Origin of the sequence: Microbacterium enclense (assembly GCA_038182865.1) — a bacterium.
Lineage (GTDB): Bacteria > Actinomycetota > Actinomycetes > Actinomycetales > Microbacteriaceae > Microbacterium > Microbacterium enclense_B.
On record CP116226.1, the window covers coordinates 2,627,225 to 2,640,072 of the forward strand.

The 12,848-nt window shown below is 62.6% G+C and carries 9 protein-coding genes; 5 read left to right on the forward strand and 4 right to left on the reverse strand.

Annotation, left to right across the window (positions count from 1 at the left end):
* Window positions 1-25 precede the first annotated feature (25 nt).
* Window positions 26-943: an ROK family protein gene (locus PIR02_12365; protein WZH35567.1), complete on the forward strand. Its 918-nt coding sequence runs from the start codon at window positions 26-28 to the stop codon at window positions 941-943.
* Between the two features lie 349 nt (window positions 944-1,292).
* Here PIR02_12365 and PIR02_12370 read toward each other — a convergent pair whose 3' ends face one another.
* The 3 genes from PIR02_12370 to PIR02_12380 all read right to left on the reverse strand — a co-directional run bounded on the left by PIR02_12370 (window position 1,293) and on the right by PIR02_12380 (window position 5,879).
* Window positions 1,293-3,206 (reverse strand): glycoside hydrolase family 127 protein, encoded by a 1,914-nt coding sequence (locus PIR02_12370; protein WZH35568.1) that lies wholly within the window; start codon window positions 3,204-3,206, stop codon window positions 1,293-1,295.
* A 160-nt stretch (window positions 3,207-3,366) separates the two neighbouring features.
* Entirely contained in the window at window positions 3,367-4,380 is a 1,014-nt protein-coding gene (locus tag PIR02_12375; GenBank protein ID WZH35569.1) for a LacI family DNA-binding transcriptional regulator, read from the reverse strand.
* A complete protein-coding gene (locus PIR02_12380; protein ID WZH35570.1) occupies window positions 4,377-5,879 on the reverse strand; it encodes an alpha-L-arabinofuranosidase C-terminal domain-containing protein in 1,503 nt (500 codons plus the stop codon). Before PIR02_12380 ends, PIR02_12375 begins: the two co-directional genes overlap by 4 nt.
* 217 nt (window positions 5,880-6,096) lie before the next feature.
* Between PIR02_12380 and PIR02_12385 the strand changes: the two genes are divergently transcribed.
* From PIR02_12385 to PIR02_12400, 4 genes are all read left to right on the forward strand, one after another.
* On the forward strand, window positions 6,097-7,356 hold the full coding sequence (locus PIR02_12385; protein ID WZH35571.1) for an extracellular solute-binding protein: 1,260 nt from the start codon (window positions 6,097-6,099) through the stop codon (window positions 7,354-7,356).
* Between the two features lie 200 nt (window positions 7,357-7,556).
* The gene (locus tag PIR02_12390) at window positions 7,557-8,333 is read left to right on the forward strand and encodes a sugar ABC transporter permease (GenBank protein ID WZH35572.1); all 777 of its coding nucleotides are present in this window, start codon (window positions 7,557-7,559) and stop codon (window positions 8,331-8,333) included.
* Window positions 8,334-8,338: 5 nt separating this feature from the next.
* Window positions 8,339-9,163 carry a carbohydrate ABC transporter permease gene (locus tag PIR02_12395; GenBank protein ID WZH35573.1) on the forward strand — a complete coding sequence of 275 codons (825 nt, stop codon included), beginning with the start codon at window positions 8,339-8,341 and terminating at the stop codon, window positions 9,161-9,163.
* 840 nt (window positions 9,164-10,003) lie between these two features.
* Window positions 10,004-10,816, forward strand: a complete 813-nt coding sequence (locus tag PIR02_12400) for a hypothetical protein (protein WZH35574.1) — start codon at window positions 10,004-10,006, stop codon at window positions 10,814-10,816.
* A gap of 672 nt (window positions 10,817-11,488) precedes the next feature.
* Here the strand turns inward: PIR02_12400 and PIR02_12405 are convergent.
* Entirely contained in the window at window positions 11,489-12,832 is a 1,344-nt protein-coding gene (locus PIR02_12405) for a hypothetical protein (protein WZH35575.1), read from the reverse strand.
* Window positions 12,833-12,848 lie beyond the last annotated feature (16 nt).

Consider the following 12,848-nt stretch of genomic DNA (forward strand, 5'->3'; position numbering starts at 1 on the left):
TTAAACAAGGCTAAAGGGGGTACCGATGATCGACCGAGCAACTGAGCGAGGCATCTACGCCGGAGTCGATGTGGGAGGGACGAAAACGGCGGCGGTCCTCGTCGACGAGGAGGGAGAGGTCATCGGTCGATCTCAGAGTCCCACCCGGTTGGGTGAGACGGGCGTCGTGGTGTCCGTCGTCGAAGCGATAGCCGACGCACGCCAGGCCGCACGCATCTTGTCGCCGCTACGCGCCGCGGCCGTCGGCGTGCCGGGCGCCGTCGACCCCGTTCGTGGCTACGTCGGACGTGCCGTCAACATCGCTCTCGATGGCTTCGCGCTTGCCGATGCCGCAACGGCCGCGCTGGGCGTCCCCGTGCGCGTCGACAACGACGTGACCCTGGCCGCACGGGGCCTCGCCCGCAGTGTCGAGCAAACGTCCTCGCTCGCGCTCGTGAACCTCGGAACGGGCTTCGGCGTCGGCGTTGTCATCGACGGCGCGGCTCTGCGCGGTCATCGAGGGGCCGCCGGCGAGATCGGTCACCTCCCCTTCGACCCGAAGGGAAGCCGGTGCGGATGCGGGCTGATCGGCTGTCTAGAGCTCTCGGCCTCGGGAGGTGCTCTGGCGCGGGCAGCAGGAGCTCGTACCGTCCCTCAACTCTTCGTCGACGCCGCCGCCGGGGACGCGTCCAGCGCGGCCGCGGTAGAAGCATTCTGCGCGGCTCTCGCACTCGGACTCCGCATCGTGGTCCAGGCCTACGACGTCGAAACCGTTGCCATGGGCGGCGGCGTCTTCGCCTCGAGAGAGGCGTTCATGCCGCGGGTATGCGCGATCATCGAAGACCAGGCCGCTTCATCATCTTTCCTGCGAGACCTACGCATCGTTGAGCGCCTTCGCATCGTCGATGATACTTCGTCGTTCGCGGCCGAGGGCGCAGCGCGCTGGGCACGGGACAGCGCATAGCCCACGACGTCACTCCGCTGGCTCCTTGCTGCGGACGAAGTGAGGCGCGCGTTGTCTCCGATTCGTCTGTCAACACGGAGTACCGCCGATCCGCGAGGAGGGGGTCTGGCGGTACTCGTCCGACCGGCTCGTTGGAGCAGGCGCTGGTGCGGTCAACTGGCCAGGGTCGCTTGTTCGGCCGCGACGGTGAGCGCGTCACTTGGCAGCCGACAACACCATCTACGGCCGCTCGGTGCGTTCCGCATCGCCGCAACTCGCGGCAACGCAACCTTCGCTGCCAGGGTTGACGCCACCTTCAAGGCAGGGGGAGTCATTGCGTCGACCTCGTGTCGTCTCGACAGATGTCGCACTATTCGGTTGGAATCCACACACGCATTCTCGTCGGTCCTCGTTGAGCCCAGTTGTGGTACTGGATCAGGGCCACTTCTCCGACCTGTTCTTTTGCCTGAGCCCCGGATAGCTTGTACGGCCAGGGAGAGTCCTTGGCGGGCTGTTCAGCCGCGGTGATCCAGAGCTTGCCATCGCGTTCATGAATTCCGCCAGTCAGGTCGATGTGTATCGATGTGAAGTCTGCATCGCCCGTGTCGATGGACTCGAGTGCGTAAACCTCAGGGCCGCGCTCGATTGCTACGCAGCCGCGTATGGCGTCGATGCGAGAGTCAGCTGAACGAATCTGAGGGATCATCGGCAAGCTCAGTTCGACGATGTCACCCGCGTTAAAAGCCCTACGGACGGCCGCCATTCCAGGATTCGCGGTCTGTTCGTGTCCGTTGACCTTGATACTCGTTCCCTCAGCCCACGCGGGTACTCGCAGTGACAGGGTCCATGGTCGCGCGGAGTCTTTCATCACACGGATTCGAACGGTGCCGCTGCGAGGATAGTCCGTTTCGATGTTGAGCGCGATGTCTTGCCCGTTGCTCAGGGTGGTTCGTATTTCAGACGGTGCGTACTGGTGAATCTGTACGCCATTGTCGTCCGCGGTGGCGATGTAGGTCCCGAGAGTGGCGAAGGTGCGCGCGACGTAAGGGGGGCAGCAGGAGACCTCGAACCAGGGAGCGCGGAGAGACGACGAGGCCCGGAGGGATGTTTCTTCCGGATCTGCGGGCGCTCCGGGTACGCGCTGGTGGAGCGTGTTGGAGTAGTAGAACGCTCGTCCGTCTTCGCTGGGGGAGGTGGCGACGACGTTGTAGAGGGTTCGCTCGATGAGGTCGGCGTACCTCGCGTCCCCCTCGGCGAGAAGCAGGCGCCACGAGAACATGATGGAGCCGATTCCTGCACATGTTTCCGAGTAGGCGCGATCCGGGGGGAGCTCCCAATCCTCGCCGAATGCTTCGTCCTGATGGTGTGATCCCTGTCCGCCTGTAATGTACGTACGACGAGCGACAGTGTTTCCCCATTGCTGACGCAACGTGTCGAGCAGGCTTGCGTCGTCGTTCTCGACTGCTATGTCCACTGCGCCTGCGGCGAGATAGTTTGCTCGGACTGCGTGGCCGTGCAAGACGGTGGTGTCGCGGACAGGAATCTCGTCTTGGAAGTACGAGCGTCCCCATTCGATGTCGTTGAGGGTGCGATGTCCTCGACGATCAATGAAGAGACGGGCCTGTTCGAGGTATCGTTCCTCGCCCGTCACGCGGGCCAGCTCGGCGAGGCCGACTTCGATCTCAGGGTGTCCGCAAACCGCGTTGCGTCCATCCGGGCCGAAGACGGTGTAGACGAGGTCTGCGGCTCGTCGTGCGACGTCGAGAAGCCCGTCGTCACTGTTGGGGCGGGTGCGTTCGCGTGCGACCGCTGCTTGGAAGAGGTGACCGAGGCAATATAGCTCGTGTCCCCATTCGAGGTCGGACCACCTGGGCTCCTGACCGAGTCGACCAAACTTAGTGTTGAGATAGCCGTCCGCTTCCTGCGCGGCAGCTACGCGGGCTACGACCCCGCGGAAAGTGCGCTCGAGAGCGGGGTCGTCGCTTCGTCCGATTTCCCAGGCGACGGCTTCGAGATACTTGAAGACCTCGGAGTCGGAGAATTCTCGCCCGCGTCGCCCAGTTGGGAGGGTTCCAGCGGAACCTCGGTCGAAGTTGGGAAGCCAGCCTTCCGACTCCAGGCGTCCGAAGATGTGGGTGAGGGTGTTTCGGGCGTTAGTGTCTTGGCGTTCGCCCCAGAATCCGCCGGTGATGCGGACTTCGTTGAGGCCAAGCGGCGTGAGGATGCCCTTGCTGGGCACCACAGGCGCCAAAGGCTGAGCCAGTGGGGGAGTGGTGACGGTCATTTGTTATCCCTTGGAAAGAGCGGAGCTCAAGGCTGCACAGAGTGACATCGAAGGATGAGGAACGGGACTTTCCACGTCAGCGCGACGGGATCTGGTTGAGTCAACGCTGTAGTGGCGATGCCCGAAGGGCCAGCGCGGTGCGGGTTCGGTGGCGCTGGTGTTAGGCAGACTGGCGGGCTACGAGCGACGAGCTTGCTACGAGCTCTACGGGCGTGCTGGCGCGGCCTTCTACACGAGCGGCGAGGAGGTCTACCGCGAGTTTTGCGATTTCCTCGGTGCCCGGTTCGATGGTGGTGAGGGGCGGGATGGAGAATTCCGCCATTGGTACGTTGTCGAAGCCGACTACCGCGAGATCTCGGGGGGCGTGGAGGCCAGCGGCGTAGGCGGCTTGGAGGGCTCCGAAGGCGAGGGTGTCGTTGAAGCAGAACACCGCGTCTGGGCGTTCGGGCAGTGCGAGGAGTTGGGCCATTCCGACGGCTCCGTCTCGGAGGTGCCATTCCTCGGCCGGGATGACGTAGTCGGGCCGGTAAGGCATTCCGGCTGCCGCGAGAGCGTCAACGTATCCGTCGAGTCGCAGCGATGCGGCGCTGACCGTGCGCACGCGTGGGTTGGAACCGATCGCAGCGATGCGCTGGTATCCCCGGTCGATCAGATACTGCGTCGCCATGCGAGCGGCGGACGTGTTCGCCATTGTGACGTGATCGACGGGCCCGTTGAAGATCCGGTCGCCGAGGATGACGAGGCGGTCATTGCCGACGAGGTGCCGCTCGTCGCCAGGCCCTAGAGCATGGGGTTGGAAGATGAGGCCGTCCGAGTGTTGACGCTGAGCACCTGAGAGGATGCTGAGCTCGTGGTCCCGTCTGGCGCCAGTCTGTTCGATGACGACGGCCCAATCATGTCGTTCAGCCTGGATCATGATCCGGCGCGCGAGCGCGGAGAAGTACTCGATGCCGAGGTCCGGGATGGCAAGGGTGATCGTGCCGGTTCGCCCAGTTTTCAGGCTCCGAGCTGCGGTGTTGATTCGGTATCCCAGTTCGTCTACTGCCCGAAGGACACGGTCTCGTGTTTCGGGTCGTACGTGGGTGTTGCCCGACAAGACGTTGGATACGGTGCGGGCCGTCACACCGGCTAGCGCTCCGACATCCGCCATGGTCACGGCGCCCGTCTGGTTCACGCCGCTTCCCCCTCCAGTGCCCGCAGCTGCACGAAAGCCCATGATACGGCGGGTAGGTGGATACGGACACCGCCATCGACGGCTTCGGTCTTCAGAGCGCGCGGGACGACTCTGCTGGGGTCAGCTTGCGTGTTTGTCGCATGGAGATCCTCATCAAATAGAACCCAGGCCTCCACCAACTGGGTGGGAGGCAAGTGCACCTCGACAGTCCTCTCGTGCACTTCGTCCTTGTTGGTGGCGTAAATGTTGTACGCCGAGGAGTCCGGCGATTGCGTGACGGTCACCTGAACGTCAGGATCCGAGCTTCTTGTTCGGAGGACGCTCCAGCCACTGGAGAGGGCGGCTGCGGAGAAGGGGTAAAACGTGGTTTGGCGCCAAGCTTGTCCATCGGCTTCGGTCCGGATGGGGCCGATGACGTTCACGAGTTGTGCGATCGCTGCGATGGCGACAGTGTCCGCGTGGCTGAGGATGGTCTGCAGAAGGGATCCCACTACAACGGCGTCCAGCAGCGTGTACTCGTCTTCGAGGATGCGAGGGGCTACCTCGAACGAGCGAGACGGCGCCTGTTCGTCGTACGCGTGGTAGTTCCACACGTTCCATTCATCCAGGCTGATCTTCACATCCCTTGCATCCGGGTTTGCCGCTTTGGCGTCCGCGATGATGTCCTCGATCTCGGATAAGAATGCGTCCAGCTTGTCGTTCGACTTGAGGAAATCGGTGGTGTCGCCGGCGTCATAGAAGTAGATGTGACAGGACAGGTAGTCCACCAGCGCGACGTTCTTCTCCAGGACGTCGCGCTCCCACGAGCCGAACGTCGGCATCTCCGCGTTGGAGCTTCCGACAGCGATGAGCTTGAGGTCTGGATCAAACATCCGCATTGCGTTGGCGGTCGAAGCGGCGAGCGCGGCGTACTCCGTAGAGGACTTCGCTCCGAGCTGCCATGGTCCATCCAGTTCGTTGCCCAGACACCACAACTTCACATCGTGCGGCGAGGGGTGTCCATTGGCGGCCCGTTGGTCTGAGAGATCGGTTCCCTCAGGATGATTCACGTACTCGAGGAGTTCCAACGCTTCTCGAATGTTCCCGAGACCGAGGTTGAGCGCCAGCATCGGCTCGACGTTCGCGGCGCGACACCAGTCGATGAACTCATCCGTGCCGAACTGATTGGTCTCGATCGACTTCCATGCGAGGTCCAACCGCCGGGGCCGCTCAGAACGTGGCCCGATTCCGTCGCGCCAGTTGTATCCGGAAACGAAATTGCCGCCGGGGTAGCGCACCGTCGTCACGCCGAGCTCGCGAACGAGTCCGAGAACGTCTTTACGGAAGCCGTTCTCATCAGCGCTGGGGTGCTCTGGGTCGTAGACACCGCCGTATACACCGCGACCGAGGTGTTCGACGAAGGAGCCAAAGAGAGTCGGTTCCGCGACCCCCAACACATCGTCAGCGTTGATGTGCACCAACACCGCAGCCGGCCCGGCGAGAAGGTGACCATTGGTCATGGGAGGCTCCATTTCATCGGTGAAAGACAGGGAGAACATATGAGCCGCGTCCGCGTCCTGTCAAATTTGGGCAAGTTCAAGGGGTGGCGCCGTGAAACCGCTTTGGGGCGACTTGACGCGAGCGTGGTTCTTGTTGCAGTATGCGTCGAGCTGGTGTTCACGATGTATGTTCATCGATGAAATTAGCTTACCCGTAGATCTGAGAGGCAATCACGCAATGAAGCTCACTCCTCGCTGGCGCGCCGTCGCCGGACTCATCGCCATCCCCGTAGCTGCAACGCTGGCGCTCACCGGCTGCTCAGCCGGGAGCGGCGATGCAAACGCCTCGGACGGTCCCGTGACCTTGACCGTCTGGCACTACTACAACACCGACGGCCAGCTGGCCACCCTCCAGAAGCTTGCCGATAGCTTTGAGGCGAAGCACCCGAACGTCACGGTGGACTTCCAGTACGTGCCCGTGGACCAAATGACCACCAAGGCTGTCACGGCCGCCGGGGCCAAGACGGGTCCCGATGTGCTCGTCTTCGGTGCTTCCGGCACCTACGATCTGTCGCAGGCTGGCGCGATCGAACCGATGAACTGGTTCAACGACTTCGCCGACGCGAGCCAGTTTCCGGACGGGGCTCGACAGAACATCGATGGCGAGCTGTACGGCGTGCAGGGCTTCGTGAACCTGCTGGGCCTTTGGTACAACAAGGACATGATGACGCAACTCGGCATCGACGCACCGCCGAAGACCATGTCCGAACTGCAGGACGACATGGCCCTCGCTGCGGCGGCCGGCAAGCAGGGCATCACGCTCACCGGCAAGCCCGGTCTCGAAAGCCAGTGGCAGGGATTCCCCTGGTTCACCTCGAACGGCTTCGACTACGCCGACGCCCAGGCGAAGCCGATGGCCGCTACCTATTCCATGCTGAGCGACTGGGTGAACAAGGGCTACCTGTCCAAGGAAGCGACCACGTGGGATCAGACAATCCCGTTCCAGCAGTTCGCCGCTGGGTCGTCTCTGTTCGCCGTGAATGGCAACTGGCAGGTCTCGGCCGCCAAAGAGGCGTCCTTCAAGTACGGAGTGGCACCCTTGCCGCTGTCGTCCGAGGGAGGTGTCCTGCTCGGTGGAGAAGTGCAGAACGTCGGCGCATTCTCCGCTCACAAGGAGCTCGCTCAGGAGTTCCTGGAAGAGACGTTCTTCTCCACTGACGGCGAGCTGGCCCTGCTGTCCGGCTTCGGTGCCATTCCCACTCGCGCGGACGCTGCATCCTCGTCTGAGATCAGCAGTGACCCCATCCTGAGCGTGTTCGCTGACATCGTGCAGAAGCAGGGGCGCCCGTCGCCGAGCCCGGCCGTGCCCTCGAAGAACGTCAACGCCGTTGAGACGCTCATGGGCGACTACTGGAGCAAGGCCATCGCCGGCGAGGGATCGCCCGACCTGCTTTCGCAGAATCTCATGACGGAACTCCAGCCGCTGCTGAAGGGCTAACACCCATGGGTTCGTCGATTACACATGTTCACGTGAGTCGCGGCCCGGCATCGTCCCCCATTTCCCCGGCGAGCACCCGCTCGCCGGGGAAACCCCGTCGTGGACGTCGCCCCGCCAACTCCTCACGTCTCGCTTTCGCGCTCCCCGCAGCTGCGCTTCTCGCCGCACTAGCCGTTTGGCCGCTCATTCAGCTACTGCGGATGAGCGTGCATGATGTGCGCGGTGCAACGCTCAACAGGGCGTGGGACTTTGTCGGATTCGACAATTACGTAGCGCTCTTCTCCGATCCTGAATTCGGCAAGGTCGTTCTCAATACCCTGACGTTCGTCATCGCCGTCACCATCTTGGGGATGGTGGGTGGCTTCGCAGTCGCGGTCTCTCTTTGGTCCAACACACGTGGAGGGTCCATCCTCCTGGCCATCATGGTCTTCGTCTGGGCCCTTCCCCCCGTCATCAACGGCTCCATCTGGAAGTTCCTCCTCGGCGAAAGCGGACTCGTCAACGAGATTCTGCGAGGGCTGGGACTCACCCACAGCAGCGTCGGATTCCTGTATGACCCGGCGCTGGCTTTGTGGTCTGTTGCGCTCGTGAACGCCTGGGCGGTCATCCCTTTCAACGCCCTCATCTTCCGCGCCACGTTGCTGAGCGTCGACGAGTCCGTCCTCGAAGCGGCCGAGGTGGACGGGGCGCGCCCCTGGCACCGCACCCGCTATATCCTCGCGCCTCACGCTCGCTCCGCCGCGACCGTCCTCACGGTTCTCACGATCGTGTACGCCTTCCGCAGCTTCGACTTCATTTACGTCATGACCGCTGGAGGACCGGGCACCGCGTCGACCACGCTCCCGTACCTCGCCTACGTTCAAGCATTTGCGACCTTGAACTACGGCAACGGCGCCGCCACAGCGCTCCTGTCGCTCGTCGTCGTCATCATCTTCGCCCTGATCTATGCACGCGACGTGCGCCGAAATGAGGACTGACCACCATGGCAATCCGCAAACGCCGCGAACCCGTCGCGTTCTCATTCAGGGTCCTGCTCTACGGTCTGTACGGTCTGCCGCTGTTGTGGATCGTGTTGACGTCTTTCAAGAGTCAAAACGAGGTTCTTTCGTCCCAAGCGTCACTCTTCTTCGCGCCCACGTGGGACGCCTACGCCTCGGCGCTCGCAGATCGACAGCTTGGTGCTTCACTCAGCCAGTCCGCCATCATCGCTGTCGGCACGACCGTCCTATGCTTGGCGTTCGCAATCCCCGCTGCATATGCGTTGGCTCGAGTGAACAACCGCATCGTCGTACCGGCACTCGCCCTGCTCGTCGTACTTCAAATGATCCCGCAAACTGCCAACTTGATTCCGTTGTTCTGGGTCCTGTCCCAATGGGGTCTGTTGAACACGAACGTCGGACTCATCCTCGCGGACGCCACAATGTTCCTCCCATGGGCGGTGTTGCTCCTTCGCCCCTTCTTCTCGGCAGTTCCCATCGCCATCGAAGAGGCAGGGCTTATCGACGGCGCGCGCAGTTTCCGAGCGTTCTTTTCCATCGCCCTTCCGCTCGCGCGAAACGGGATTCTGACCGTCAGCTCAATCATCTTCTTGGTCTCCTGGGGAGAGTTCCTTTACGGAATTACGTTCATGCTGACTCCTGACAAGTACCCCATGAGTGCTCTGATCGCACAACAGGCAGGAGCATTCGGAATCGACTGGCCGCGGATGATGGCCTTCGCCGTTGTGTCCTCGCTACCCGTCTTCGCCGTATACGTCTTCAGCTACAGGCTGTTGCGTACCGGGCTGACCCTGGGTGCTGTCAAATAGCACCAGCAACGAACATGCTGTGGGCCTCCGCCGATTTCTCGACGGAGGCCCACAGCATGTCATGTCAGGGCGAAAGAGGAGGAAAGAACGTTCGGTGCCCACCTCAAGAGTTCCGCAGCCCATACGAGGGTTCCCAAGCCGAACCGCATTTCGGGACCTTGCGTCCATAGTCCGAACAGCCAGCGAGGGTGGCTCGGCTCTACGGGGCGCACTGAGACAAGGACAGGATCTCGTTCTCCATCTACAAGACCCGCAGGCGACGGCACAGCTCGACGAGCTCCTTGTGCCCATTGGTCGTCAGACCTGGCTTTCGGCCGCCATCGGTCGCGTTGCGGTTCAACCAGTTGCCAAGACAGGACTTGCTGATCCCGAGCTCACGCGCGGTATGGGCGATGGCTTGCCCTGCACGACGAAATCGAGGGCGCGACGCCGGAACTCCGGCGGGTGGATAGCAGACATCTCACGGACTCCTTCCGAGACGATCATCGCTCCGACTCAGGTGTCCGGCAATACGGTTCAAGCTCCCTCGCCATAGGCGTTGCGTTCAGTGCTGTTGTCGTGTTGCTCATAGCTCTGAATACGAGACAGGGCAAGCGAGGCCAAAGGCCGCTTCAGTTCCGGTGCGATCGTTTGACGTAAAAGCCGGTGCGAGAGGTAGCCGTTTGGGGTTCGCTTACTGGAACGCTCTTGAGGCTAGCCAGCACGGTCGCGACATATCGTTCTCAGGTATGACGGGATAGCCCCGTAGTGGTCTTGCTGGATGACGCGCGGGGCGCGAGATTTTCTTTAGCCTTCCTGTAATGCCGGTGTTCGGCCTCCTATTCTGGAAGGGATCCGCGCATGTCTGTAGTGACTCTCGGGCCGGTGGTGTCGAGGCGAAGGACGGCGGCGTGGGCGCTGGCTGCGGCCGGCCTCGTAGCTGCGGTTTCGGTAGCTCCCGGCGTGGTGGCGGGATGGTCATCGGGTGATCAGGTGCTCATGTCGAATCTGGGTGGGCAAGTCCAGGCAGGATTCGAGCAATGGGTCCTGACCGGCACGTCTAGTCCTGCCCTGTCGGGCGCGGTGACGTTCTGGGCGGTGTTCCACGTCGTCAAGGCAGCACTTGCGACCCTGCTGCTCGTCGCGCTGGTCATGGTGGGAGTGCGTATCTGGTCGCACGTGGCCCGGTCCCCGTCGGGCGCGGCCCGATTCGGTTGGGGCACTGTCGGGATTCTTGGCGCGTGGCTGCCGATGCTGGTGCTTCTGGTCGTGATCGCGAACATTCAGGGTGCAGCGTCACCGTTGTCGTCGGTGCTCACGTTCCTTCCCGGTGACCCCACCCCCGCGGTCGCGCAGGTGGAGGCCCAGCTGGCCGCGGGTGCACCCGATTCTGTCACGACGGCCCTGATGGAGGACTTCCGCACCTACCATGCAGCGCTCGTCGCGTGTCTGACGATCGCCATCCTGGGAGTGGTCGCCGCCACGGTGGTCATGTTCGTGCGGCGCGCGCGCCTGCCTCGGGAAGACAGGGAGACGCGGCGGATCCTGCTGACCGGCGCGTTGGTGGCACCGATGCTACTGCCGGCATTGGGACTGCTGTTGCTGGCTAATCTGTCCACGGTGGCGGACACCGCTCCCGCCCTAGCCGTGTTCTTTGGTGGCAGCGGGCTGTGACTACTTTTGTCAGCGATTGACATGCCATAAGAGACGGCTCTCGGCGTTGCCTACGCCTTGCCTTGAAAGCGTGCTTGAAGGTTTACCGTCACGAGCAAGAACAGTTCAGATCGCGTGCGGATAAGCACGAGGACCAGCTTGGGGCTTAGGCTGGCGCTGGCGGAAGCAGCCCTGGCCTCGGGTGAGAGGGTTGCGGCGCGGCTCGTGGAGATCGCTTCGACGCGGTGCGCAAGCGTTTCCTGGACCTCTTTGTGGGCGATGGGGTGGGCGAGTCTATCCCTCGCGGGGGTGGCATCGAAGACATCGCGTAAGCGTTGATCAGGCGGCAACTACCGAAGCGGACCCGGCATCGCGGTTACCTCCATCGCAGGTCATCCCTTCCGCGCGATTCGATGAGAATTCTCCTTCAGGAATGTGGCTCGAACTGTGTCCGTCTGGGCCAAAGTGCAGGAAAGGTTCCGCAACTCCTTTGTCCGTCTATAGCCTGAGCGGAGCGTAGGCGGCAATCTGCGGGCGGTCTTGGCGATGGCCATCGTGTGATGGGCACCAGTCATCTGCTCCACGACGTGCCTCTGCGAAGCCTCCGGCAGCGGCAGGTGGCGATCTTGAGCCCTCCATGAGGCGGCCACGATCTCTCGGGAAACGCCGCGAGTTCCCTCGGGTTGCCACGGGTCACTTCCGGCTGCTTCTACAGAGCGTGATTATCGCTGCACCTCCGACGATAAGTGCAAGAGCTCCCACGAAAAGCACGGGATTCCAAAGCATGCCCGTCAGTGCCAGCCCCCCGTCAGCGGGGCCATCCACGTGGGTGGGGGACGGGGAAAAGGTTGCTACCGGGGTGGGCGACGGAGTCGACACGGATTCCGTCGGTGCGATTTCGACGTCGACAGAGATTGCGCCTAAGCGCTCGTCCGCGAAGCTCGGCGATGGGTGAGCCAGAATGAGCCCAGAGGCCATGGCCGAGATCAGCAGGACAACGAGGCCGGCGTTCGTCGCCGCCGATTGCCGCCGGCCTTCCTCTCGAGCATCCTCTATCATGCGTGCCAGCGCCTTCCTTCTTGCTCTATTGCGCCACGTCAGCAGTGCTGCGGCGGAGGCGAAGAGCAAAGCGAGCGCCATGTGACTCCACGGAACAGTTGCGACGACAATGTCGGCGGTGGCGGCGGGCACGGGTCCGGTTTGGTCGACTGTCACGGGCGTGGCGCGCGTGTGCACGGTGGTGACGAAGGACGGCCAGACGTCAGCGATGTGTGCGGTGATCGTTCGCGACTCGCCGGGTGCGAACTCGGACAGTCCGCCCAGTGTCGTGCTGGCGGCAAAGGTTCCAAGTGGTCCGACCGATGCCACATACGGGACCGCTCCGAGTCGGGTATTGCCGGAGTTCACCACGGTGGCAGTCACGGTGAGGGAACCGGGTAGAAATGGGTTCCAGGAGGGAGCATAGACCGCGGTCCGATCGGTGATCGTTAGGGCGGGGGTGAGGTCGCCGCGTATGCGGGTCATGACCCGGAAACCGACCCGTGACTCCACGCCGATTGTGTCATCACCCGTGCGGATACCCGCGGCGACACCGGCTGCGTGGTCACCGGGGGTCGCGTTGGCGGGAACCTCGATGTGGAAGGGCACGATGATGCTCTTCCCGGCTGCAATTTCAGCGGTGTTGGGCAAGGTGATCCATGTGCCCGCATCCACCGACTGTTCATCGGCGCGCAGCATATTGAAGCGTCCCGTGGCAGTGAAGTACCCGTCCGCAGCGCTGAGGTGAAAAGTAATGTCGGTGGCGCCGCGATTGGTGATGAGCATGTACTCGGTCACTGACTGCCCGGCATCCAGTGTCAACTCCATCCATGCTTGCCCTGTCGCACCGGTTTCGCTGGAGGGCTCTACTGACCATGAAACGTCGTTGGCCGGGTTGCTCGGCGCGGCCGCTTGCGCAGCGTCGGGCACACAGATGACACTGATCAGGAGAGCGAGCAGCGTGACAACACTGGCGGTGCAAAGGCGATGGAAAGTCATGAGGATCCGAGGCATC